A 26295-nucleotide genomic window follows, 5' to 3' on the forward strand; every position below is an offset into this window, starting at 1 on the left:
CTTTTATCGCCCAGCCCAGACATTGAGCTGGGCGGCAATTCTCTCCGCCGCCAATACCAGGCTGGCGCCGCGCTTTTCGATCAATTCCTTGGGCATGCCGAACACCACACAGGACTCTTCCGATTCAGCGATGGTGCGTCCGCCGCGCTGTTTGATTTCGGTGAAGGCGTCAGCTCCGTCGTGGCCCATGCCGGTGAGCATCACTCCGGTCACCAGTGTCGGGTCACAGTGTTCCAGAACAGAGCGGCCAAGCAGCTCGACTGAGGGATGCCAAAGGTGCTGCGAGCTTTCCGGTTTTGGCAGCACGATGAGCTTTCCGGCTCGCTGGGTCACCACCATGTCAGCCCCACCCTTGGCGATATAAACAGTCCCTGGCTCGACTGGCATCGGTGACGAGGCCTCGACGACTCGTAATGCACAAATCCTACTCAGCCGATCGGCAAAAGACTTGGTAAACGCTGCCGGCATGTGTTGCGCCACCAGCACTGGCCAGGGAAAGTCACCGGACAATTGCGGCAGGATCGCCTCCAGGGTCCTTGGACCACCGGTGGAAACACCGACAACGACCAGGCCTTCTTCTTCGATGCTGCGGCGGCCAACCACTGGACGTACGGCGATTTTTTCACGGTCGTCGCGCATGCGCTGGGCCAGCCCTTTTACCGGGGGCGTTTTACCCTTGATGCGCGCGCGAGCAGCGGCGCGCACCTTGCCCACCAGTTCGTCGGTGATCTTGTCAATCGTCAGCGAGATGGTACCGTCCGGCTTGACGATATAATCCACAGCCCCGAGATTTAGAGCCTCGAAGGTGGCCAAGGCCCCCTTCTCGGTCAGCGACGAGACCATGACCACTGCCACTGGACGCTCGGCCATGATGAGCGAGAGAGCCGTAAGACCGTCCATCTCTGGCATGTTGATGTCCAGCGTGACCACATCAGGCTGAAAAGCGCGATTTTTCTCTACTGCTTCGCGGCCGTTTCTCGCCTGGCATATTTCGAAATCGCCAGCTGACGCAAATATCTGCGTCAACTGGCGCCGCATCAGCGCCGAATCATCGACGATCAGGAGCTTGATCACGTCTTCAATCACCCACTGTGGCGAGGGTTGCAAGCTCTTCGTCAGCTACCAGATACGCGGGTTCAAGCAACTGCACCATGCGTTTTTGCTTCTCCATATTGGCCATGCGCGACAGCAACCGCCCCTGCCCACCAGAGAGATTCGGTGATGGCTCGATAACCGCCTTGGGTATTTTTAGCACCTCGGCCACCTGATCGACGATGAAGCCGGTGCGCACGTCGGCAATCAGAAACACCATGATGCGCTGGTTGTCGGAACGCTCCACCCGCGGCAGCCCTAGGCGCAGGCGCAGGTCGATCACCGGCAGCACGCTGCCTCGCAGATTGATAACACCTTCGACGAACGCGGGGGCTCTGGGCACATGGATGAGCTCATCCGGCACACGCACGATCTCCTGAACACTGTTGATCGGTACGCCGAACTCCTCCTTATCCAGGCGAAACACCACCACCTGTTCGTCATCGTCATTATCGTCATCCAGTTCCTCACCGGCGTCTCGCTCGCTGTCGTTCACGGTACTCAATGCATCCTTAATGGCGGAATCGTCGAACAAATTGCGCACAGTGATAATGGACACCAGACGCTTACCCTCATCGAGTCGGCAGATTTCGGAAATATCGGCGAAGTCTCCTCCTCTGGCGAGCAGGGCAGGCACAGCATCCACATAAGCCTTGGCAACCCGGAGCACTTCGCTCACCCCGTCCACCGCCACGCCGACAGAGGTGCCACCCAGAGCCAGCACGACAATGCGGTTTTTTTCGCCCAAGGGCTGATCCGGCAAGCCGAACATGCGGCGCAGGCTGACCAGCGGCAACAGGCGGCTGCGCAGGGTCATGATGCCGATGACGTGCGACGCCGAGTGCGGCACATGAATGATCGTCTCCGGTATCTGGACGATCTCCTGCACGTCCTCGATGGCGATGGCGTATTCCTGTTCGGCGACGTTAAAGCTCACCAGTTGCAGTTCATCGCTCTCAGCCTCTTCCTCTTCGTGCGCTGTACTGGCCGACAATAGGTTTGCCATGCCCGAGCTTTTGGCCAACTGGGCGATTTGCGAGAACTCGCGCGCAATGAGCTTCTCGAAATCCAGCACCATAATCATCGCGTGACCGCCCACACCCTTAATGAGTCCGGAAAGCAGATCGGTGTCTACGGTGCTGCGAAGGGCGCCCACATCCTCGATCTGGCTAGGCTCCACCCCCACTACGCTGGCGACCCGGTCCACCACAAAACCGAGCGGCTGCCCCACATCCACCACCACCGCGCGGGAGGCGTCGTCATGCTCCTGCTCGGGGAAGCCGAACATGCGGCGCAGGGAGATGATAGGCAGCACCTTGCCCCGCAAATTCGCCAGACCATCAAGCGAGGCCGGCGCCAGGGGCACCCGAACGACCTCGGGCAGGCGGATAATTTCCTGTACCGGGGCCATGTCTACGGCAAAGACTTCGCCGCCAGCAATGAAGGTGACAAACTGTCGAGTATCAGAGATTAGTTCTTCGAGACCATCGTCTACAGAGCGCGCCTCGCCTGCCCGAATGTCAAGTGCGTAAGTCGTCATAATGGCGCCCCTTATGCTGCACTTTGCAGTTCGTCAGCAAGAGAGGATATTTCCTCGATGGCGGAGGCCAATTCCTCTGCACCCCTGGATTGCTGCGTAGCGGCACTGGCTGCCTCTGTAGCGGCTTTTTCAGCTTGCTGCGAGGCTGTGGAAATCTGCTCGATCCCTTGCTTCGCTTGACCGATAGCCGTGGCAATTTCCATGGATGCGGCAAGAATTTCTCGCGTCCCGTGATCGACCACAAGGATGTCGGATTCGATCTGGTTAAGGTTCGCGGTCGACACCTTGGCCTGTTCCACCTCGCTGATGGCAGATTTGACGATATCCTCGAGATCGGTACTAACGGCCGCTATCTGATCCTGCACCGCTTTGACCAGGTCCTTGATACGGTCAGCGTTTTCCGCCGAGTCACGCGCCAGGTTGCGGATGTCAGTGGACACCACGACAAATCCCTTACCGAACTCGCCGGCACGCGCCGCTTCAATGGAGCCGTTCACCGCCAGCATGTTGGTCTGAATGGAAACCGTGGTGATGGCTTCGACTATCTTATTGATGCGCCGCGACACCTGCTCCAGATCCTTCACCTGCTTGATGCTGTCCTGCGTTCCCATGACCGAAGCGGTAATACCGCTGATCAACTGATCCACCGAAGTCTTGTTGATGGCGAGTGTTGCCAATACGTCCCTCACCTTCTCTCCGCCGTCCGTGGCACGCTGCTGAGCCACCTCCACGCCTCTTTCGATCTGGTTGACAGCTGCTGCGGACTGTTCACACGCTGCCGCAGACGTTTGCGCGCCCTTACGAATTTGTTCGATAGCGGACATGATCTGGGCGCTGGCGCTGTTGATTTCCTGCACGGCTGAGGAGAGCTCCTCAGCAGAGGACGCCACCTCCTCGGCACTCTTGGCCACATCGGTGGAGTTCCTCAGGTCCTCGGCAAGTTCTGACATGGCTTGCGTCGCCTGCTCGGACTCAGCCAGAGCCTGGGACTGCTGCTCGACGGTCTTGGCTGTCTCCTCGGCAGCGGCAGATTGTTCAACCGCAGCCGCGGCGATTTCTTCCGCCCCCTTGAGCGCCTGCTGGGCGGCGGTGTCGGACTGCTTGGCGCCCGTGGCAATTTCAGTGATGCCGCGCACCACTTCGATCACGTCCGTGCGAATCTGTTCAAGCTGCAGGGTGATGACCTTGCCTTTCTCGACCTCACCTTCTATGGCCTCGGCCGAGGTATTGATACCGTCGGCGATGGCCTTGACGTCATGCTGAATTTGGCCAACCAGGTCCTGAATCTGCTTGGCGCTTCTCTCGGAGGTTTCAGCCAAGGTCCGCACCTCGTCAGCCACCACAGCAAAGCCCTTGCCATGCTTGCCTGCGCGGGCGGCCTCAATGGCCGCGTTCAGCGCCAGAAGGTTGGTCTGGTCGGCAATACGCGCCACAGCCTTGACAATATCGCCGATGTTCGCAGCCTGTTTTTCCAGTTCTACCACCATTGCCACTGAGGCTATCTGGCGTTGCCCTGCAACCGCGACGTTGGTGATAAGACTGGCAACGTCCGCTGAGGTTTTGGCGACTAACGCCTGAGAGAGCTCCGCCTTGGCCTGGCTGATGTCCGCATTCTGCAATTGGAGAGCGATGGCGCCGATGATCTGCGTGAAGGCAACCATTGATTCCTGCGCCGCGCCAGAGGCCACTTCAGCGCCGGAGGCGATCTGGTCTGCCGCGCCTTTCAGTTGCTCGGCTGCGGAGGCCGCCTCGTTGATGCCGGAAGACAATTGCCCGGTGGCCGCGGCGATACGCTCAGCCGCCTGCTGCTGCTTACCGAGTGTCCGCGCCCTCTTGCGCTGGGCCTCTGCGTCGCGAGCGACGGCCGATGAAGACTTGCCATCGAGCACAGTAGCGAACGGAGCAGCCGCAGTTTTCTTTACCGATTTAACGAGTGGCATAATTGTGTCCTTAAAGGTTATTTTTGTCAGGAGGGAGGCTGCGAGTGTGGCGCCTGATAATTGAGCGTATCTTTATATTAAAAGCATCAGCATTCAAACTGATACATACAGTGGTCACAGCCATCCAAACGAAGCACTTAAAACTGACCATATACTTAACTTGAGTTGGCGTGCACAGACAACCCAATGCAGGTCGACTGACATAACATTTAAGTAGTCAAGAAATCACAGCCAAGCGGATACGACGGCAGAGTGACGCTCAAAAAACATACCCTTACTCAGAATAAGGGCTTTCCCGTTTTCTGCTTACACATACAGCACTTGAGCCGTTCGCTTTCAGGCCGAACTGTATTCATTAATTGCATTTTGCAGAGGGATACTTTTCTAGACGGCGCTTGCCGCCCTTGCTCCGGAGCAAACATTGCCCGTTGAAAACGGTGGTTTGACCTCGCATGAGACCGCGCCCCTCTCAATAGCCGTCGATAGCCTGAAGCACAACCTAATCGTTCATATTTTAAAATCTTCAAGAGAGGCTGGAGGTTGTGATGCCGTATGAGGGGGGCCCATTACATCTTGGATGTGATTCCCAAGGATTCCCGAAACGAATCCTTAATATCCATATGCCTCTTCAGTCGAAGTGAAACTATAACACTACTCCAATAGAGGCAAAATGCCTTTATTGGAATTTATCGTGTTTAAAAAGGCACGCCTTCGCACGATTTTTATTTTTCAACGTTCATTATTACTTAGGCAGAGATAATCCGCAGATAACACATTGGCCATCTTGGACATTCACGCCGCGTTGCTACCATCATTCATACTCTGAATTGCCCCACCAGTCCTTGCAATTGAGCACCCAGATTACTCAGCTCACGGGCTGTCTGCGCGCCTTCTACGGCATCGCTTGCGACACTGTCCACACCGACAGCTATTTGGTGAACGCTACGATTGATCTCCTCGGCAACCGCTGTTTGCTCCTCAGCAGCACTGGCGATTTGGGCGTTCATCGAGTTAATGCTTGCAATCAACTGGGCCATAGCATCCAACGATGCACCCGCAAGATTGGAGTGTTCCTGGGTATCCTCGCCCATCTGACTGGCAAGCTGCATGGCCCCAACGGCTTTGCCGGTAGCCGTTTGCAACCGATCAATCATGACCTGGATTTCACCTGTGCTGTGCTGGGTTCTGCTGGCCAAGGCTCGTACTTCGTCAGCCACCACCGCGAAGCCGCGCCCAGCCTCACCTGCTCTTGCCGCTTCAATAGCCGCGTTGAGCGCCAACAAGTTAGTCTGATCGGCAATCGAACGGATCACTTCCAAAACACTCACAATGCCCTGCACATCCTGGCGTAATGAGTCCATGGTGTTGCTGGTCCCCCGAACCTCGGTCACCAACAGGTGGATTTGAGCGATACTTTTGTCCACCACTTGCTTGGCAGTCTGTCCCTCTTTATCGGTTTCATTCGCGGCCTCGGCCGCTTGCTGGGCATTGTGCGCAACTTCATGGGCGGCAGCGGACATTTGATTGATTGCGGTGGCGACCTGGTCTGTTTCATGACGCTGCACCCCCGTCGCCTGCTCGGAGCGATGGGCCTGGCTGGCCACGGCAGTGACGAGCGAAGACAGTTTGCCGGTGGTGCCTGCGACCTGTTGTACCATTACATGAATTTTTGCAACAAACAGGTTAAATGAGCTGGCCAGTTCACCCAACTCATCCTGGCTCGTCACCCGTAAACGCTGAGTCAAATCGCCTTCACCAGACGCCATATCGTCAAGATTGCTTTTGATGAGTAATAAGGGTTTGAGTAAGGCACCGCTCATCATGACGGCCAGCACGGCAATGAGCACGAGCAATCCAGCAGCAGAGCCAATCATCACCATCAAAAGACGATTAACGCCGGCATCAAAACTGGCACGCGCCGCCTTTACTTGCGCCTCGACATCATCAAGATTGACTGAAGTGCCGATGATCAGGTCCCACTTTGGAAGAGAGAGGGAATAACCGACCTTGGGCACCAGTACATTTCCGTCGGTCAAGAGAAAGCTATAGTGGACATAGTGACTGTTGTCTCGTCCTGCGCTCACTAATTCACGAAGTGCATACACCCCATTGGGGTCTTTAAAATCATAGAAGCTTTGACCAATTTTTTCGCTACTGTTGCCTTGGAAAATACGTACAGCGTGACTGTCATAACCCCAGAAGTAACCGCTTTTACCATAGGTCAACCGTTTTAGCAGCGCGACGGCCTGGTCCCGCGCCGTCATGTCACCGTTGTCCGATCCCTCATACGTTGGCGCGATGGCGTTCATCGCCAACTCTACATATTGTTTGATTTCGACGCGGTGATCCTCAATCAGACGCTCGCGCGTCTGGGTTTCTTGTTGATCCGCCAGCCGCTGCAACGCCTCCACGGCGATAGCACAAACGATAAAAGCCAGCAAAAAAATGGGCACCAGCGTTAACAGCAACAGTTTGCTTCTAAACCGAACATGAGTGAGCATAAAGGGTCCCGACTAGCGATTGATAATTGCGTGCATGAATGATGGTTTTTAAATCGAGTATTTAGAGATCCTGCGGTTCCATATGGCTGTTATGGATAGCAAGAATAGCGGGCCAGTTTTTATAGAAGTGCTCAGCAATTTCCGGATCAAAATGCTTGCCTGCATTGTCCCGAATGTAAGCCGCCGCATCCTCCACGGGCCACGCTTTCTTATAAGGACGTGATGACGCCAAGGCATCAAAGACATCTGCTACCGCCACAATACGTCCGGCTTCGGGAATAGCGCTGCCCATCAGCCCGTTAGGGTAGCCACTGCCGTCCCATTTCTCATGATGGCTTAACGCAATAACCCGCGCGAGGCAAAGCAACTCTGAATCGCCATGCTCCAGAATTTCCGCACCAATCGCCGCGTGGGTTTTCATTACCTCCCACTCCTCAGGCTCAAATTTACCAGGCTTGAGTAGAATGGCATCCGGAATACCAATCTTGCCGACATCGTGCATCGGGCTGGCGTGCAAAAGCAGTTCACAATCACTTTCATTCCACCCCAAACTCTTGGCTAACAGTGCCGAATACAGACTCATTCGGACAATGTGCAGTCCCGTTTCGTTGTCGCGGTATTCCGCCGCTCGACCAAGGCAATGAACAACCTGTATACGTGCCTGGTACAGAGCATCAGTACGGTGCTGGACCATGCGCTCCAACGTTGCTTTTTGAGCGTGCACTAATCGATGAGCCAAATGGGCATCAAGCAAATTACGTACACGCATGAGCAGTTCAATACGCATAAAGGGCTTTACAACAAAATCGCGCGCACCTGCAGCGAGCGCTTTAAGCAGATATTCTTGGCCACACTGAGCCGTCAGCATAATGATGGGGGGCAACAAGGGATCATCAAGCGCTTTAAGCTGCTCCATCACTTGATAGCCATCGAGATGTGGCATATTTATATCGAGCAAAATCAGGTCAGGTTGTAGCTCCCGATAGCGGTCAAGCACCCGACGCGAATCCTGTATCAAGACAGGGTTCGAATACCCCTCACTGACCAGCATCTTGTGCAACAGTTTGAGGTTGCTAGGTTCATCGTCAACTACAAAAATACAAAATTGGTTACAAGGCTGCATGCTCATGTCTGAGCCTCCTTACTGTCAGCCAAACACTCTTCTACCGCGCTCATAAGCAGGCCGAAGTCAATGGGTTTGGTGAGGCATTTAGCGAAGCCGGCGGAAAGGGCCCTTTCGATATCATGCGGCATGGCATTGGCGGTCAGCGCGATGATCGGAACGTTCTCAAAGCGCGCGTCGAGTACGTCCAGCACTTTATAGCCGTCTATACTCTGCATGTTCAGGTCTAGCAGTATCACATCAGGCCGATAGCCTAACGCTAACTCAATACCTAACTGTGGTGTAACAGCGGTTACCAGGTGAATGGGGCTGCGCTTTCCAAACAGGCCTGTTATCAGCTTTACATTGACCGGATCATCATCAATGTACAGCGCACAATCCTGACGTTGCGGTTCGATGCTGTCGTGTGCGGCATTGCCGAAATCGTGATTCGTCTCGAGCCCCACGGTGGGTTGAGCGGGCAACTCAACCCAGAAGGTCGTCCCTCTGTTCCGACCTCGCTGACAACACCTACCGTCCCCTGCATTAACTCTATCAAACGACGAGAAATAGTGAGCCCGATGCCGGTGCCCTCAATGTCACTGTGTTCTGCATCCAATCGGTTGAAGGGCTGAAAAAGTTCCGGGACACGCTTGGGCGAGATACCGGAACCTGTATCGGTAATGGTAATTTTCAGTCGGATGCCGCCAACCGGTTGTATACCAACATGGATATTACCCCCCTCACGATTATATTTGATGGCGTTTGAAAGCAGGTTAAGAAAAACCTGTTTCAACCGGACTCGATCGGCGTATACGGCGATCGTTGCAGGCACATTGAAGTGCGCAGTAATATGCCGTGCGTCCGCCAGGACCTGGGTAAGACTCCAACACTCCTTAAGCAGGCAGGCCAGCGCGACAGGTTCAAATGAAATACCCGTATTCCCTGATTCAATTTTTGCCAAATCAAGCACTTCGCTAATAAGTCCCAGGAGGTGCTTACCCCCTTTTAGAATTTCCTGGACACTGTCCTTCTGATCGGCATTCAAGTCGCCGTCGCATTCAAGCATTTGCGCAAAGCCAAGGACGGCATTCATTGGCGTGCGTAACTCGTGACTCATGCTCGACAGGAAATCAGATTTAGCCTGGTTCGCTTGATCGGCCGCTTTCTTTGCATCGGCGAGTTCATTGCGAAACAGGGCTAAGCGTTGCTCGGCAATTTTGCGCGCTGTAATGTCCTGTACTTGATAGACAAAATGGACGTACTGCCCATCGCCGTTATGCACCACCGAAATGTTGAGCAATACCCAGACAATGCGGCCACCCTTGGCGTAGTAACGTTTTTCATGCTGCCAGCTTGAAATTTCGCCGCTGAGGAATCTTTTTAGAAGCGCTTGATCAACCGCATAGTCATTCGAATGAGTTAATGTTTTAAGATCTGTAGCGAGTAGCTCATCTTCGCTAAAGCCGAGCATTGAGCACAAGGCACTGTTGACCAACAACCAAGCACCTGACAACGAGATCAACGCCATGCCAATGCCTGAGGCCTCAAACGCTCCACGAAAGCGAACTTCACTTTCAGCTAGCGCAATTTCAGCCATTTTGCGCACCTGAATATCTTGCACCACGCCCACCAGGTGAAAAGCACCGTCGGTTTCATCACTGACGACAGCCCCTTTTTCTTGCAACCAATGCACCGTGTTATCTGGCCATACGACACGAAACTCAGCTTCATAAGGTGTGCGGTTTTCAAGGCTGACGTTAATGATGTGGGCCAGTGTTTGGCGATCATCAGCATGCACAGCGGCAAGAAAGTCTTCGTAGTCCTTCTTTGGTATCCCTGGCTGATAGCCAAAAAGCTGCAAGGTACGCCCTGAACAGGAGACATCACCGTTCGCCACATTCAAGTCCCACGTACCAATACTGGTCACGTTCTGAATCAGGCGAAGCCTTTCATGGCTTAAGCGCAATGCGTCTGTGCTGCATTTCAGTGCGGTAATGTCCGTGCGAACAGACATATATTGAGCGGGTTTCCCTGCGCTATCTAAAAAAGGAACAATCGTCGCCTCAACCCAATAGAAATCACCATTTTTTGCCTTATTACACAGCTCGCCACGCCATACTTTTCCAGAACTGATGGTTTGCCATAGATCTTGATAATAGGTTGGAGTGTGGATATTCGACTTGACAAGCCTGTGGTTTTCTCCCAACAGCTCTTTGCGACTGTAACCACTGATCCCACAGAAGCGATCATTCACATGCACGATGTTGCCGGCGCCATCAGTGACGCTAATGATGGCGTGCTGATCAATCGCTGAGCGCAACGCTTTAAGCCGGGCGCGCGCTCGAAGCGCATCCTCACGTAGTTGAACAAACCCACGTCGTACAGAACGATAATCCAACGCTTGCGACGTGAGGGTCGCCACCAATGATTCCAGGCCAACGGGCTCGATGAGAAAGCAAACACAACTCGACAGCTGCACGGCTTCAACATCAGCACTCCCCGTTAGAAAGATGACCGGTAACAAGGTATTTTCAGACCGTTGCCGCGCGATGACCAAGAGTTCCCGAGCTGATAAGGAGGGCAAATGGGCACTCGCCACAAAAACATCCGGATTGAAATAATTAACGGCGTCCAACGCTACCAAGGGGTCTTGGGTAGAAAAAACATCGATACCGGCATCTCTTAGGGCTTCTGCCTTATCGATTAAATTTTTCTGATTATCATCCAGCAGTATTGCGCGTAATGATTGAGCGCCCAATCGAGCATGAGCTGCATGAAAAAGTGAAGCGACACGATCAACGTCTAGCGGGTGCTGAAAAAAATGACTGACCCCTACTCGCAGCCACTCGACCTGGTCGAGGACGTTGTCCGCTAAGTCGGAGAGCACAATCCACTCGGCCGCCTCACACGCGCACCCACTTAACGCCCCGCGCTCTTTGGATGAAAGTGTGCGAAGCCAGGACTGCTCTGTCAGCAGCACGTCATACCTGGATAATAAGGAGGGGAGTGATTTTATACTGTCAAAAACACTGACATCGACACCGCATACACCCAAACGAGTTGTAAGTACGGCGACCTCGGTGGAAAACTCACCGAGCATGATCAATCGTAAAAACTTGCTACCAACGTCCATTTGTCGAACCGCACGAGGAGGAGTGGCATGACGGATTACGTAACACATGTCCTCTGTTAAATGTCAGGCCATTAGAATGGCTCATTGCCATTATGTCCATCGCTAAAAGTATCTCTATCGTCACATGCATGGACTAACATCTATTTATTGTCGCAAAAAATAAAATACAATCTTACTTATCATAAGCTACTGAAAAATATGAAATTAATAATAAATACAGATGAAAATACATTCACGCAACAAGCCTTTTTATTGGATTTTATTTTTTGTCCATGAGACCTTGGTCTAATACAGCCAAGCCATAAGGTCAACGCCAACCGATGATGCTCTGTCATCAACTCAATAGCTGTGTTGCACTCAGCTCCTGCAACCGCCCTATTTCGCCAGCAAGCGATGCAATGTTTAATTGGTCATACCACTTTTAAAATGGCTAAGTATGAATACTGTGATGAGCCGTCTGGATAATTAAACGTGAGTGCCCACCGACAAACAGGTATCAGAGCAGTTGCATCGCCTGGATGCCGGATGACCACTGGTCGTATACCCACAGCAACTTGAAACACACCGCCTAGCCTCAATATTTAAAGCCTGTGTAGTCACGAGGAGTCGACTGATGATTACGCTCACGCTCAATGGCAAGGAGCAGCAGCTTGATGTGCCGGATGAGATGCCGTTGCTTTGGGTTTTACGCGATGTGGCCCATCTGACCGGCACCAAATTCGGCTGCGGTATCGCGCAGTGCGGGGCCTGCACGGTGCATGTCAATGGCGCGCCATTACGCTCGTGTATTACGCCAATCAACGCGGTGGCAGGTAAATCGATTACCACCATTGAGGGCTTGTCTGCTGACAATTCGCACCCCGTACAACGGGCGTGGGCCGAGCTAGATGTGGTGCAGTGCGGGTACTGCCAGTCTGGGCAGATCATGTCGGCGGCGGCCTTATTGAGCAAAATCCCCTCTCCCACTGATGCCGATATAGACCACGCGTTGTCGGGCAACATCTGCCGCTGCGGCACCTACCTGCGAATTCGTGCAGCCGTGAAGCGCGCCGCTGAACTGGGCTGATCGCAGGTGCCGTATTCAAACCCCGACGTGCACGGATCGCGTGGTATTCAGTTCGCATAATATGGAGAACCGAGATGGGTAACCTGACCGACACTTCAAGACGTGGCTTTCTTAAGACCAGTGCCGTAGTCGGTGCCGGGCTGGTGGTTGCATTCATCGTCCCTGGCGGCAAGCGTTTTGCCTTTGCCGGCGATGCGCCTGTCGCGACCACCTTTGTACCGAACGCCTTCCTGCGCATAGGCAGTGATGACAGCGTGACGGTCCTGCTCTCACACTCGGAGATGGGCCAAGGTGTGTGGACCGGGCTGGCGATGCTGATCGCCGAGGAGCTGGACGCCGACTGGTCGAAAATCCGCGTGGAACATGCGCCCGCCGCCCCCGCGTATGGCAGCTTCGTATTTGGCGGCCTGCAAGGGACCGGTGGTTCGACCAGCACCTGGTCCGAATTCGATCGCTATCGGCAGGCAGGCGCCACCGCTCGCCTGTTACTGGTTCAGGCCGCAGCCAAGCGCTATGGCGTGCCCGTATCCGAGATCAAGACCGAGAACGGCGCGGTGCTCGTCGGTGGGCAACGCGTGAGTTACGGCGATCTGGTGGTGGACGCGAACAAGCTTCCAGCACCCGCCCCCGCAACACTGAAGCTCAAGGAGGCCAAGGACTGGAAGGTCATTGGCAAACCGACCAACCGCCTCGACACGCCCGAGAAAATCAGCGGTCGTGCGAAATTCGGCATGGACGTGCAGTTCGATGGCCTGATGACGGCGGTGGTCGCCCGCTCGCCGGGGTTTGGCGGTACGCCGCGTTCGGTGGACGCGAAGGCAACACTAGCGATTCCCGGCGTGCAGAAGGTGGTGCAGGTGCCCAGCGGTATCGCCGTGATCGCGGACCACTTCTGGGCCGCCAAGCTCGGGCGCGATGCGTTACAGATCGAGTGGGATCGCGGCCAATACGCAGGGCTGGACAGCGATAAGTTGTACACAGAATTCAGCGACCTGGCCAAAGGCCCCGGCACTACCGCAGCGCAAGCCGGCAATACGCAGACCGCCCTGAACACGGCGCTGAAAACCATCGAGGCTGACTACAGCGTGCCTTATCTGGCGCACGCACCGATGGAACCGCTCAACTGCACGGTCAAGCTCAGCGATAATAAGTGCGAAATCTGGACCGGTACGCAGTTCCAGACCATCGACCAAAAGGTCAGTGCGCAAATCACTGGCCTGAAACCCGAACAGATCGACATCCATACGATGTTTCTGGGGGGTGGTTTTGGCCGACGCGCCACGCCCACGTCGGACTTTGTGTCTGAAGCTGTTTATGTCGCCAAGGCGGCAGGCATGCCGGTGAAAACGGTATGGACCCGTGAGGACGACGTGCATGGCGGCTACTACCGTTCGGCGTTTCTCCATCGGGCACGTATTGGCCTGGGTGAAGACGGCATGCCCGTGGCTTGGGAGCAGATCATCGTCGGTCAGTCGCTGGCGGCCGGCACGCCGCTCGAAGCCATGTTGGTGCATGAGGGTATTGATCGCACCTCGGTCGAAGGCGCCGCCGATTCGCCGTACCTGACATCAATACCCAATTACCACGTCAGCCTGCACTCGCCCAGCACCGGCATCCCGGTGCTCTGGTGGCGCTCGGTCGGTCATAGCCATACCGCGTTCGTCATGGAGTCACTGGTCGATGAGTTGGCCAGCGCGGCGGGTAAAGACCCTCTGGAATATCGTCGCCTGTTGCTCAAGGATCATCCTCGGCATCTGGCGGCCTTGAATCTGGCAGCCGAAAAAGCTCAATGGGGTACGCCGCTGCCTGAGGGGCATGCCCGAGGCATAGCGGTGCACGAATCCTTTGGCAGCTTTACCGCGCAGGTTGCGCAAGTCTCGGTGGACGGCAACCAAATCCGCGTGCATCGAATGGTGTGTGCGGTGGACTGCGGGACAGCGGTCAACCCTCTCGGCATCGAAGCGCAAGTTCAGTCGGGCGTTGCCTTCGGCCTGAGTGCCGCCCTGTTCGGCAAGCTCACATTCAAGGATGGCAGCGTGCAGCAATCGAATTTTCACGACTACCGCGTACTGCGTTTGAATGAGATGCCGGTGGTGGAAGCGCATATCGTGCCCAGCACCGAGAAGATGGGCGGCATTGGCGAAACGTCTGTGCCCCCCGTGGCACCCGCCGTTGCCAATGCAGTGTTTGCACTCACCGGCCAGCGTCTGCGCACGTTGCCCCTGCAACTGGCAGACGTTTGAGCCAGGAGGTTTGTGATGAAAACCGCACGCTCACGTCTTTCAACCCTATTGCTGCTTGGCCTGTGCGGCTACGCCTCAAGCCTGATCGCAGACGATCAGCAGGCGGCCATCGCGGCCTTCGCCACTGTGCAGAAAGTGTTCCAGCATCCTCGCTGCCAGAACTGCCATATCCCCGGTGATTCACCCTTGCAGTTCAACGCCGGTTTGCCCCACGCAATGAATGTGGTTCGCGGCGAGGACGGCAAAGGCGCTGCGGGCTTACCGTGCGCGACCTGCCATGCCGAGGCGAATCCACCCACCAGCTTCGGCCCCCATGCACCACCGGGCGCACCGCATTGGGCGCTGCCACCGGCGGCCCATAAAATGGCCTGGATCGGGTTGCCCGCCGACCAACTGTGCACATTGATCAAGGACAGATCCAGCAACGGCGCTCGGGATTTCGCAGCACTGATCAAACACGTGGACAGTGACCAATTGGTGCTGTGGGGCTGGAACCCTGGCGGCAATCGCGAGCCGGTTTCGGTACCGCATGATGAGTTCATGACGCAGTTCAAACGTTGGGCCGAGGCCGGTGGGCCCTGTCCTGTGGGCAGTTAATGTCGCCGGTCGATGACGCTGGGAGATTGAACATGCCGACTGCAAACAAACACACGTACACCGATAGGCAGAAGAAAAAAGCCGCTCACACTGATGTTTCCTTATGAGCCGGTCGAGAACGAGCACCGGAAAAACCGACGTAGTGCTTTTGCCCACCCATAAAAAACTCGCGACCCACGAAACAGTGGTTCATCAGGTATTGGCCGAAAAAATCGCACACTTGCTGGGCGCGAGGTTTACCGGGGTTTACGACAGCGCTGTGCACAAAGGGTCGGGGCTCTATTACATTCCCTCGGACACATTGATAGGCCGGGCGCAAAACAGCGCGTTGGGCATTCGCTCCGTCAATGATTTTTTTGGCGGCATGATCGACCAACCCTTCATGGCGACCAAAGCGATTTCCCATCCGCTGCTGGACAACGCCACGGCACAGCCGGTCGGTTGGTCCGACCAATTTTGCCAACGGGCTGAGGATGCGGTGCTTGAAGGTTTCACCGTGTTCAACCCGGCCGACGCGCAACGGGCTGGCCGCCTGTTGCTGGTTCTGGGGCCCGTCAGGATAAAACCGGTGTTGGCCACGGCAGGTCGTGGGCAAAAAGTGGTGACCCACGAAGCGCAACTGGCTGAGGTCATCGCTGAGCAGGACCTTCAGGAGATGGCGACGTGGGGCCTGGTGCTGGAAGAGAACCTGCAGGACGTTGTCACCTACAGCGTGGGCCAGGTTCAGGTTGCCGGGATGACCGCCAGCTATTACGGCACGCAGAGCCTCACCGAAGATAATCGGGGCGAGACCGTTTATGGCGGCTCCGAGTTGTGGGTGGTAGTGGGCGATTACCCAGAATTGCTCAAGCTCGGCCTGGAAGAGCCCATCAGGCGCTCAGTGACCCAGGCCATGCGCTATGAACAGGCCGCCATCGCCTGTTTCCCTGAATTTCTCGCCTCAAGGCGCAATTACGACATTGCCCACGGCCAAAACGCACGAGGCCACGGGTGTTCAGGCGTGCTGGAACAATCCTGGCGCATCGGCGGCGCCAGCGCGGCAGAGATTGAAGCCCTGTTGGCGTTTGCCGCAGACCCCGCATTACGTCGCATTCGTTGTGCCACTCACGAAGTCTATGGCGAAACCACGCTGCCAACCGACGCCAATGTTCTGTACGAAGGCGACGATTCCGACGTAGGTTTCATTACCAAATACACCAAGGTCCAACCTTATGAGCGTTAGCAGTGAAAGCATTGAGATTTCGGTCGATAACCAGTCGATCTCCGGCACGCTGCTGACACCCAGCGCCAAGCTGCCTGGCATTCTTTTTGTGCATGGCTGGGGCGGTAGTCAGCAACGGGATTTGGCGCGAGCAAAAAACATCACCGGCCTTGGTTGCGTGTGCCTCACCTTTGATTTACGCGGCCATGAGCGCACCCACGACCAGCGCGCCCGCACGTCGCGCGAACATAACCTGCAAGACCTATTGTCCGCTTACGACCGACTGGTCAGTCATCCGGCTGTAGACAGCACTGCGATTGCGGTGATCGGCAGTAGCTATGGCGGTTATCTGGCAACCATTCTCAGCGGGATGCGCCCGGTAAAATGGATGGCGTTGCGAGTACCGGCTCTCTATTGGGATGCTGATTGGAGCATGCCGAAGCAGGAGTTGGATCGGGACAAACTCGCCCACTACCGACGCTCGGCCGTCACTGCTGCGGATAACCGCGCACTGGCCGCCTGCAAGGCGTTCAAAGGCGACGTGTTGCTGATCGAATCCGAACAGGACGATTACGTACCGCATGCCACATTGATGAGTTACCGCACCGCTTTCGAAACGGCACACTCGCTGACCTATCGCATCGTCGACGGTGCCGACCACGCGCTGACCAACGACAGCAGCCAGCGCGCCTACAGTTCGATGCTGACTAACTGGATCAGCGAAATGGTCATCGGGGCTCGTCTTGAGGACTACCCGCATCACTCGGCGACGTATTCGTGACCTGCGGTCGCGGCGTATCTAATACACCGCGTCAGGCACACAGTGTCAAATTTTCGAAAAACTGTATGAGATTGCCCCCATTTTCGACGCCGCTCTGTCGCGCTGCAAACTGGGTAGGCGGGGGTAACCATTTCATTAGGATTTTGATCTGCCTTTGGGATTTTGTGTGCATTGACTGCCAAATTACGGCCAGGCCCCTTTTCCAGAAGGCCGAGCGCAGGCGTTGCGCAGGGGGTGACGAGGCAAGGATGCCGAGTAAGCCGCACGGGGCCAGGGATGGCCCCTTGCGGCGCCCCCCGGAGCAACGCCGGAGCGAGGGAAGTCCGAGCCTAAGCGAGGATCCGTATGGAGGGGCAAGCGTTTTGGGTTACCTTTTAGGCGTTTGTAAAAGGTGACACGCTGTAAGAGCGGAACCGTAATTCCAGCACACGCCAATGCCGGATATACACCCAAGACACAGCGCCAACACATTGTTTTTAAAAGATTAAAAATAAGTTTGATGGGAGATGCCGCCCTGTCTTCGAAGGCCATGCGACGCGGAGTGTCTGACCGACCAGGGTGTGTGGTCTTCGTAAACGAAACTGCGCGTCCCGGTCTCTCCTACGGCCTGGCGGGTCGAGGGTGTGCCAGGTGGACCACGTTGTATGGTCTTCGCAGACAAGTCAGCTCCTACGGCCTGGCGGCCAGAAGCTGGGTCAGTGTTGTATTGGTACTGACTTGCCTGCGAAGAGGCCCGTCGTGTAACGAAGAGTGTCATGACTTGCGGAATATTTGAACCTGATCCAACGCTTTCGCAGCGGGACGCGTAGTTGCAAGCCTGCTCCCACGGGAATTCAGAGTGAACCAAACACCCTGTTTGCTGCGCGACAGCGCGGCGTCGAAGACGGGGCAGGATCTCCTACACCGGCTGTGGCAAGACAACGCAAAAACAGGCGCCGAAGCGCCTGTGGATTACACCTCACACCTGCCCATCAATTCTCTAAAGCGCGCACCCGTTCCATGCGGGCTTGCTCTTGCGCTGCGTCGGAGGATTGCACGGTGAAGTCGAAATCGATTTCGGCGAAGCGGCCTTCGACGCCGTAGGCACGGGCTGCAGCCTGATCTTCACTGAAGCGAATGTCGGCGATCAATTCGTCACGTGTGGCGTAGGCAAAGTCGTCGTGCAGGTATTGCTCACCCGACAGGTTGATCTGGGTGGTCAGGTGGCGATGGCCAGGGGCCGAGATGAAGAAGTGGATATGCGCCGGACGCTGACCGTGGCGACCCAGTTGATTGAGCAGCTGTTGCGTTGGGCCGTCCGGTGGGCAGCCGTAACCCGACGGCACGATGCTGCGAAAACGATAGTTGCCTTGGGCATCGGTCTCGATACGGCGACGCAGGTTGAACTCGGATTGCGCAGGGTCGAAGTACGAATACGTACCACCGGTATTGGCGTGCCAGACATCGACGATAGCGTTGGCAACGGGCTTGCCGTCCAGATCCTTGACCTGGCCTTTCATGAACAACACCGTCCCGGCGTCAGTGCCATCGTCCAAACGCGCTTCGGTTTTGCTCAGTGGCGCACCGGCAACATACAACGGGCCTTCGATGGTACGCGGCGTGCCGCCGGACTTGCCGGCTTCTTCGTCTTCGGCGTCCATCACCAGGTCAAGGTAGTGTTCCAGACCGAGACCGGCAACCAGCAAGCCTGCTTCCTGGCGAGCACCGAGCTCATTGAGGTAGTTGACCGCTTTCCAGAATTCTTCCGGGGTCACACTCAGTTCTTCGATGATGTTTACCGTGTCTTTCAGAATGCGGTGCACCAGCGTCTTGACCCGCGGGTTGCCAGCATCGTTGAGCTGACCGCTGGCCTCCTTGAGGAATTGCTGGACGCTTTCGGTTTGGGAGATTTTGACAGTCATTGTTAGATCCTCATCTTTTATATTTATAGGGGCGCACGCAGGCACAGACGCTAATTACCGGTCGTCTTCGCGAACGGATGATGGGTGACGGCACAAGGCGTTCACTTCGATGGCCATGTACGGATACAACGGTAATTGCATCAGCAGGTCGTGCAGTTCCTGAACGCTGTCGACATCGAACACGCTGTAGTTGGCGTACAACCCGGCGATGCGCCAGATGTGTCGCCACTTGCCGGATTCCTGCAGACGCTGAGAGAGCGCTTTCTCTTCAGCTTTGAGCCGGACGACTTTTTCCGGGGCCTCGTCGAGCGGGATATTCACGGTCATTTTTACGTGGAACAACATGCTGATAGCCTCCTCAGGCAACGCTGATGGCAATGGACGTTTTGTCACGACGGAAGAACGCCAAACGGTCTTCATCCAGGCTCAAACCCAGGCCCGGCGTGCGTGGAACGTGCAGTTGGAAATCGCGGTAGACCAAGGGTTCGGTCAGAACATCTTCGGTCAGTAACAGTGGCCCGAACAACTCGGTGTCCCAGGTCAGTTTGGCAAGGGTCAAAAACGCGTGAGCGGAAGCCAGCGTGCCGATACCCCCCTCAAGCATGGTGCCGCCATACAGGCCGATGCCCGCCGCTTCGGCAATCGCAGCCGTCCGTAACACAGCACGTGGGCCGCCGTTTTTGGCGATCTTCAGGGCGAATACCGAGGCCGCACCTTCGCGGGCCAGATTAAAGGCATCTTCAACGCATTCGATGGATTCGTCGGCCATGATCGGCGTCGGGCTGCGCGCATTCAAACGGGCCATACCGGCGCGGTTATTACGCGAAATCGGTTGTTCGATCAGGTCGATGCCGTTATCACCCAGCACCTGGCAAGCGCGGATGGCAACCGCTTCATCCCACGCCTGATTGACGTCGACCCGCACACTGGCGCGGTCGCCCAAGGCATGTTTGATGGCGATGACGTGAGCCAGATCCTTGTGCACTTCTCCGGCACCGATCTTCAATTTGAAGATCCGGTGGCGACGGATATCGAGCATTTTTTCGGCTTCGGCAATGTCACGCGCCGTGTCGCCGCTGGCCAGGGTCCAGGCCACTTGCAGCGCATCGCGGACCCGGCCGCCGAGCAGTTCGCTGACGGGCAGACCCAAGCGCTTACCTTGCGCATCGAGCAGTGCGCTTTCGATCCCGGACTTGGCAAAGGTGTTGCCCTTGGCCGCGCGATCAAGGCGCAGCATGGCCGCGTTGATATTGCCCGCCTCCTGGCCGACCAGCAGGGGCGCCAAGTGGGTGTCGATGTTGGTTTTGATGCTTTCCGGACTTTCGTTGCCGTAGCTCAGGCCACCAATGGTGGTGGACTCGCCGATGCCCTCGATACCGTCAGAACAACGTACGCGAATCACCACAAGCGTCTGACTCTGCATCGTGTGCATGGCCAGCTTGTGCGGGCGAATGGTCGGCAGGTCGACGATAATCGTCTCCAGCGACGTGATCACGGTAGTAGTCATTTCAATACCCATTAGGTTCTTTTGTTTTCAACCTCGATATTGAACCGACCTTTTTAACCTTTCCAATATAGAATTAGTCTTGTTCGATACTTTAAAGGTATGCAGAGTCAATCCCTAGGCCCTGCTCAAGGAGCCCCTATGGAACTTCGTCATCTGCGTTACTTTCAGGTGCTCGCCGAGACACTGAACTTCACCCGCGCCGCAGAGCGGCTGCACATCGCTCAGCCACCGTTGAGCCGGCAGATTCAACAACTCGAAGACGAACTCGGGGTTGTACTGTTGGAGCGCGGTCGCCCGTTACGCCTGACCGAGGCCGGGCGCTATTTTTACGAGCATTCCCATACCCTGCTCAATCAACTAGGCACGGTCTGCGACAATACCCGACGCATTGGCGCTGGCCAGAAGACGTGGATGGGCATCGGCTTCGCACCTTCAACCCTGTATGGCGTGCTGCCAGAGTTGATCCGTCGCTTGCGCAGCGATGAGCAGCTTGATCTGGAACTGGGGCTGTCGGAAATGACCACCCTGCAGCAAGTCCAGGCGTTGAAGGCGGGACGCATCGACATCGGTTTTGGCCGTATTCGCATCGAGGACCCGGCGATCCATCAGCGCATCCTCACCGAAGACCGCCTTGTCGCAGCCCTCCCCGCCAACCATCCGCTGCTCGCTGGCCCCGCCACACTCGCGCAACTGGCACGCGAGCCTTTCGTGCTGTACCCCGGCAACCCGCGACCCAGTTATGCCGACCACATTCTGGCGCTATTCGCCGCCCACGGCCTGAGCGTCAACGTCGTGCAATGGACCAACGAAATGCAAACGGCAATTGGTTTGGTAGGCGCCGGCATCGGCATCACCCTGGTGCCCGCGTCGGTGCAATTACTGCACCGGGTGGATATTGGCTACACCACCTTGCTCGAATCAAACGCCACTTCACCCATCATCCTCAGCCGACGCATAGGTGATGTCACGCCCAGCCTGACTCATTGCTTGAGTTTGATTGATGAGCTGTTGATGGCGTGAAATCCATGGTTTGTTGTGCCTGTGCAAGCGTCCCGCTGCGAAGGGCTCAGCGCGATCTCAGGTAATCGGCGCGGGGTTGAACAAGGTGATGTCGTTGTGCAGCCGAAGCGCTTCGGCGCAGGTTTTTTTCTTGCCGCTGGCAACGTCCAGGTAAAAGTGAAACAACTCCCAACCCAGGTCTTCGATGCTCGCGCGCCCCGTGGCGATACGCCCGGCATCAATGTCGATCAGGTCTGGCCAGCGCTGGGCCAGTTCAGTACGAGTCGACACTTTCACCACCGGCGCCATGGCCAAACCATAGGGCGTGCCGCGCCCCGTGGTGAACACATGCAGGTTCATCCCCGCCGCCAATTGCAACGTACCGCAGACAAAATCGCTGGCCGGTGTCGCACAAAAAATCAGCCCTTTGCGCTTGAACCGTTCGCCAGGGCCAAGCACGCCGTTGATTGCGCTGCTGCCGGATTTGACGATGGAGCCCAGGGATTTCTCGACAATATTCGACAACCCGCCCTTCTTGTTGCCCGGTGTGGTATTGGCGCTACGATCTGCCTCGCCCTTGGCCAGGTAGCGGTCGTACCAGTCCATTTCACGGACCAGCTCTTGCGCCACTTCTTTGCTTTCGGCGCGGGAGGTCAGCAGGTAAATGGCGTCACGCACCTCGGTGACTTCGGAGAACATCACCGTCGCCCCGGCCCGCAACAACAGATCCGACGCGTAACCCAGCGCCGGGTTAGCGGTGATGCCCGAGAAGGCGTCACTGCCGCCGCACTGCATGCCCAGAATCAGCTCGGACGCCGGCACGGTTTCGCGACGACGCTGGTCGAGCTTTTTCAAGCGCACTTCAGCCATCGCCATGATTTCCTCAATCATTTCGACGAAGCCGTGACTGGAATCCTGAAGGCGATACAGCCAGGGGTCTTCAAGGTCCACCGAGCTGTCGTTTTCGTGCATCACCTGCCCCGGCTGCAATTTCTCGCAGCCCAGACTGATCACCAGCGCCTCGCCTCCCAGGTTCGGGTTGCGCGCCAGATTGCGCACGGTGCGAATCGGGATGTAAGCATCAGTCGCCGTGATCGCCACGCCGCAGCCGTAGCTATGGGTCAGCGCCACCACGTCATCGACGTTCGGGTACTTGGGCAGCAACTCGTCGCGAATACGCTTGACCGCATGATCGAGCACCCCCGTCACGCACTGCACGGTGGTGGTGATGCCGAGGATATTGCGCGTGCCAACCGTACCGTCGGCGTTGCGATAGCCCTCAAAGGTAAAGCCTTCGAGCGGCGCCTGTTTTTCCGGCACGTCAGTGGACAACGGCAAGCTGTCCAGCGGTGGTGCGGTAGGCATGCGCAGTTGATCTTCCCTGACCCAGCTACCGCGCGGAATCGCTTGCAAGGCATAACCGATGGTTTGCCCGTAACGAATGACAGGCCCCCCTTCGGCGATGTCCATCAGCGTGACTTTGTGGCTTTGTGGCACGAAGTCCAGGGTGACCAGGCCATCCGGGAACTCCGTGCCCGCAGGGACACCTTGGTCATTGACCACCACCACAACGTTATCCAGTTCGTGCAACCGGATGTAGCGCGGCGAGTCGGAATGTTCAATCAACTGCATGACGCTCGCTCCTCAAGATTTTGCGTGAGAAAGACTGCCTGGCTGCCCATCAAGCGGGAGACCTTTGGTGGGCGGTTCTTTCAATTCGACGCGTTTGATTTCACCCACGATCCCCACATAGCTGATCACCGCTACCAGCGCGTTGGCGCCGACGAACACCAAGGCCCATTTAAACGAGCCGGTGGAGCTGATGATGTAGCCAATCACAATCGGGGTGGTGATCGACGCGATGTTGCCGAACATGTTGAACAAGCCACCGCTCAAACCGGCGATCTGTTTCGGCGAGGTGTCGGACACCACCGCCCAGCCCAACGCGCCCACGCCTTTGCCGAAGAAGGCCAGGGCCATTAAGCCGACCACCATCCATTCGATATCAACGTAGTTACAGGCCACGATAGTGGTCGACAGCAGCAGACCACCGATGATCGGCGCCTTGCGGGCGAACGTCAGGGAATGGCCTTTGCGCAATAAGTAGTCGGAAAGGATTCCGCCCAGCACCCCACCGATAAAGCCGCAGATGGCGGGCAGCGAAGCAACGAAGCCCGCCTTGAGGATGGTCATGCCGCGTTCCTGGACCAGGTACACCGGGAACCAGGTCAGGAAGAAGTAAGTAATGCCGTTGATGCAGTATTGGCCCAGGTAAACGCCCAGCATCATGCGGTTGGTCAACAGCTGACGCATGTAATCCCACTTGGGGCCGCCGCTGGCGCCTTTGCCTTTGTCCTGGTCCATGTCGACCATGCCGCCGTTGTTGGCGATATGGTTGAACTCGGCTTCGTTGATCTTCGGGTGAGTGCGCGGGCTGTGGATAACTTTCAGCCAGATCAGCGAGAACACCACGCCGACGCAGCCCATGACCAGGAACACGTGCTGCCAGCCGTAGGTGTACACGATCCAGCCCATCAGCGGCGCGAACAGCACGGTGGCGAAGTACTGCGCAGAGTTGAAGACGGCCGACGCGGTGCCGCGTTCAGCGGTCGGAAACCAGGCGGCCACAATGCGGGCGTTACCGGGGAAGGATGGCGCTTCAGCCAGACCTACCAGGAAGCGCAGCATGAACAGCGCAACGATTGCCGTGGAAACACCGAACTCACCGACGTAGCCTTGCAGCACGGTGAACAGTGACCAGGTGAAGATGCTCATGGCGTAGACTTTTTTCGAGCCGAAACGGTCGAGCAACCAGCCACCGGGAATCTGACCGGCCACGTAGGCCCAGCCAAACGCAGAGAATATATAGCCGAGGGTAACCGCGTCGATGCCGAGGTCTTTTTGCAGGCTGGAGCCTGCAATCGCGATGGTGGCACGGTCGGCATAGTTGATCGTGGTCACCAGAAACAGCATGAGCAGAATCAAATAGCGGACGTGGGTCGGCTTAGACTGTTGCATGTACATGTACTCCCACTAATTATTTTTTTGTGCGGGTAAAACATTTTTTGCGTATTGCTTGTGTAGGAGCTGCCGAAGGCTGCGATCGCCCCGGGGTCGCGTCCGACGGAAACGGTCGCTGACATGGCAATATCTGAAGGCCCTTCGGGCCTTATCGCAGCCTGCGGCAGCTCCTACAATTCATCGCAATTTACGAGCCGATGTAGCTGGTTTTCACAACGGTGTAGAACTCTTGCGCGTAGCGGCCTTGCTCACGCGAACCGTAGGACGAACCTTTGCGACCACCGAACGGCACGTGGTAATCAACACCCGCCGTTGGCAGGTTAACCATCACCATCCCGGCCTGCGAATGACGTTTGAAGTGGTTGGCGTACTTCAGCGACGTTGTCGCGATGCCTGCCGACAGACCGAACTCAGTGTCGTTGGCCATGGCCAGTGCCGCTTCGTAATCCGCAACGCGAACAATGTTGGCAACCGGACCAAAAACTTCTTCCTTGCTGATGCGCATCTCAGCGGTGCTATCGGCGAACAGGGTCGGTGCCAGGAAATAACCTTCGGTATCGCAGGTGACCAGTTGACCACCCGTCACCAGGCGTGCGCCTTCATCCTGCGCGATGGCGACGTAGCTCAGGTCTTGATCGAGCTGAGCCTTGGACACGACCGGGCCGATGTCGATACCGGACTTCAACGCGTGACCGACCTTGATCGAACGCATGCGCTCGGCCATGGCTTCAACAAATTTATCGTGGATACCTGCAGTGACGATAAAGCGACTCGATGCCGTGCAACGCTGGCCGGTGGAGTAGAACGCGCTCTGCACCGACAGCTCGACCGCTTGCTTGAGATCAGCATCGTCGAGAATGACCTGCGGGTTCTTGCCACCCATTTCCAGCTGCACTTTGGCTTGACGCGCAATGCAATCGACCGCGATCTGACGGCCGACGCCGACCGAACCGGTGAAGCTGATGCCATCGACCTTGCGGCTTTTGACGATCACATCACCGACGACACGGCCACTGCCCATCACCAGGTTGAACACGCCTGCGGGGAAGCCGGCGCGGGAAATGATTTCAGCCAGTGCCCAGGCGCAACCCGGTACCAGGTCCGCAGGCTTGATCACGACACAGTTGCCGTAGGCCAGCGCCGGAGCGATTTTCCAGGCCGGAATTGCAATCGGGAAGTTCCACGGGGTGATCAAACCGACTACACCCAGTGCTTCACGGGTCACTTCGACGTTGACGCCCGGACGCACTGACGGGATGTAGTCGCCAGAGATGCGCAGGCATTCACCGGCAAAAAATTTGAAGATGTTGCCGGCGCGGGTCACTTCGCCAATTGCTTCAGGCAAGGTCTTGCCTTCTTCACGGGCAAGCAAGGTACCGAGCTCTTCGCGACGGGCGAGGATTTCGCTGCCAACCTTGTCCAGCGAGTCGCTACGCGCCTGAATACCGGACGTCGACCAGGCCGGGAATGCGGCGCGGGCTGCGTCGATGGCGGCATTAACCTGCGCCACGTCGGCCTGAGCGTATTCACCGATCACATCCGACAGATCGGACGGGTTGATGTTGGAAGAGTACGTCGCACCTGCAACCCACTCACCGCCAATGTAGTTATCGAAACGCTTTGAATCGGACACGGACATTCTCCTGAAAAAGGCAAAAAACCGCTGAC

The 26295-nt window shown here is 56.5% G+C and carries 19 protein-coding genes; 6 read left to right on the top strand and 13 right to left on the bottom strand.

Features of this window, described 5'->3' with window-relative positions; genetic code table 11:
- Positions 1–3: 3 nt before the first annotated feature.
- From AC1ME2_RS09470 to AC1ME2_RS09500, 7 genes are all read right to left on the bottom strand, one after another.
- Positions 4–1107 carry a protein-glutamate methylesterase/protein-glutamine glutaminase gene (locus tag AC1ME2_RS09470; protein ID WP_480440665.1) on the bottom strand — a complete coding sequence of 368 codons (1104 nt, stop codon included), beginning with the start codon at positions 1105–1107 and terminating at the stop codon, positions 4–6.
- A complete protein-coding gene (locus tag AC1ME2_RS09475; RefSeq protein WP_480440666.1) occupies positions 1079–2632 on the bottom strand; it encodes a chemotaxis protein CheW in 1554 nt (517 codons plus the stop codon). Before AC1ME2_RS09475 ends, AC1ME2_RS09470 begins: the two co-directional genes overlap by 29 nt.
- An 11-nt stretch (positions 2633–2643) precedes the next feature.
- A complete protein-coding gene (locus AC1ME2_RS09480) occupies positions 2644–4572 on the bottom strand; it encodes a methyl-accepting chemotaxis protein (RefSeq protein ID WP_480440668.1) in 1929 nt (642 codons plus the stop codon).
- Between the two features lie 815 nt (positions 4573–5387).
- Positions 5388–7073: a methyl-accepting chemotaxis protein gene (locus tag AC1ME2_RS09485; RefSeq protein WP_480440669.1), complete on the bottom strand. Its 1686-nt coding sequence runs from the start codon at positions 7071–7073 to the stop codon at positions 5388–5390.
- 61 nt (positions 7074–7134) lie between these two features.
- Positions 7135–8202, bottom strand: coding sequence for an HD-GYP domain-containing protein (locus AC1ME2_RS09490; RefSeq protein WP_480440671.1), 1068 nt, complete (start codon positions 8200–8202; stop codon positions 7135–7137).
- A complete protein-coding gene (locus AC1ME2_RS09495) occupies positions 8199–8642 on the bottom strand; it encodes a response regulator (RefSeq protein ID WP_480440672.1) in 444 nt (147 codons plus the stop codon). The genes AC1ME2_RS09490 and AC1ME2_RS09495 overlap by 4 nt, the downstream gene beginning before the upstream one ends.
- Positions 8537–11311, bottom strand: coding sequence for a PAS domain S-box protein (locus tag AC1ME2_RS09500; protein ID WP_480440673.1), 2775 nt, complete (start codon positions 11309–11311; stop codon positions 8537–8539). The genes AC1ME2_RS09495 and AC1ME2_RS09500 overlap by 106 nt, the downstream gene beginning before the upstream one ends.
- 613 nt (positions 11312–11924) lie before the next feature.
- Here AC1ME2_RS09500 and AC1ME2_RS09505 point away from each other — a divergent pair.
- From AC1ME2_RS09505 to AC1ME2_RS09525, 5 genes are all read left to right on the top strand, one after another.
- On the top strand, positions 11925–12377 hold the full coding sequence (locus AC1ME2_RS09505; protein ID WP_480440675.1) for a (2Fe-2S)-binding protein: 453 nt from the start codon (positions 11925–11927) through the stop codon (positions 12375–12377).
- Positions 12378–12451: 74 nt separating this feature from the next.
- Positions 12452–14620, top strand: coding sequence for a xanthine dehydrogenase family protein molybdopterin-binding subunit (locus AC1ME2_RS09510; protein WP_480440677.1), 2169 nt, complete (start codon positions 12452–12454; stop codon positions 14618–14620).
- Between the two features lie 15 nt (positions 14621–14635).
- A complete protein-coding gene (locus AC1ME2_RS09515) occupies positions 14636–15217 on the top strand; it encodes a hypothetical protein (RefSeq protein WP_480440679.1) in 582 nt (193 codons plus the stop codon).
- A gap of 103 nt (positions 15218–15320) precedes the next feature.
- Positions 15321–16439: a DUF3182 family protein gene (locus AC1ME2_RS09520; RefSeq protein ID WP_480440680.1), complete on the top strand. Its 1119-nt coding sequence runs from the start codon at positions 15321–15323 to the stop codon at positions 16437–16439.
- Positions 16429–17199: an alpha/beta hydrolase family protein gene (locus tag AC1ME2_RS09525; RefSeq protein ID WP_480440681.1), complete on the top strand. Its 771-nt coding sequence runs from the start codon at positions 16429–16431 to the stop codon at positions 17197–17199. Before AC1ME2_RS09520 ends, AC1ME2_RS09525 begins: the two co-directional genes overlap by 11 nt.
- A gap of 971 nt (positions 17200–18170) precedes the next feature.
- On the opposite strand, the gene catA is transcribed toward AC1ME2_RS09525, so the two are convergent.
- Genes catA through AC1ME2_RS09540 form a run of 3 tightly spaced genes read right to left on the bottom strand, consistent with a single transcriptional unit; the run spans position 18171 to position 20607 of the window.
- Positions 18171–19100, bottom strand: a complete 930-nt coding sequence (gene catA / locus AC1ME2_RS09530; RefSeq protein WP_480440683.1) for a catechol 1,2-dioxygenase — start codon at positions 19098–19100, stop codon at positions 18171–18173.
- A 54-nt stretch (positions 19101–19154) separates the two neighbouring features.
- The gene (gene catC / locus AC1ME2_RS09535) at positions 19155–19445 is read right to left on the bottom strand and encodes a muconolactone Delta-isomerase (RefSeq protein ID WP_480440684.1); all 291 of its coding nucleotides are present in this window, start codon (positions 19443–19445) and stop codon (positions 19155–19157) included.
- Positions 19446–19458: 13 nt separating this feature from the next.
- Complete coding sequence (locus tag AC1ME2_RS09540; RefSeq protein WP_480440686.1) at positions 19459–20607, bottom strand: muconate cycloisomerase family protein; 1149 nt, start codon at positions 20605–20607, stop codon at positions 19459–19461.
- Positions 20608–20745: 138 nt separating this feature from the next.
- Here AC1ME2_RS09540 and AC1ME2_RS09545 point away from each other — a divergent pair, with 138 nt between their 5' ends.
- Positions 20746–21627, top strand: a complete 882-nt coding sequence (locus AC1ME2_RS09545; RefSeq protein ID WP_480440687.1) for a LysR family transcriptional regulator — start codon at positions 20746–20748, stop codon at positions 21625–21627.
- A 57-nt stretch (positions 21628–21684) separates the two neighbouring features.
- On the opposite strand, the gene garD is transcribed toward AC1ME2_RS09545, so the two are convergent.
- From garD to AC1ME2_RS09560, 3 genes are all read right to left on the bottom strand, one after another.
- Positions 21685–23238, bottom strand: coding sequence for a galactarate dehydratase (gene garD, locus AC1ME2_RS09550; RefSeq protein ID WP_480440688.1), 1554 nt, complete (start codon positions 23236–23238; stop codon positions 21685–21687).
- Positions 23239–23250: 12 nt separating this feature from the next.
- Entirely contained in the window at positions 23251–24624 is a 1374-nt protein-coding gene (locus AC1ME2_RS09555) for an MFS transporter (RefSeq protein ID WP_480440690.1), read from the bottom strand.
- Positions 24625–24814: 190 nt separating this feature from the next.
- The gene (locus AC1ME2_RS09560) at positions 24815–26260 is read right to left on the bottom strand and encodes an aldehyde dehydrogenase family protein (protein ID WP_480440691.1); all 1446 of its coding nucleotides are present in this window, start codon (positions 26258–26260) and stop codon (positions 24815–24817) included.
- Positions 26261–26295: the final 35 nt, after the last annotated feature.

The organism is Pseudomonas sp. ASL9, from assembly GCF_056680335.1.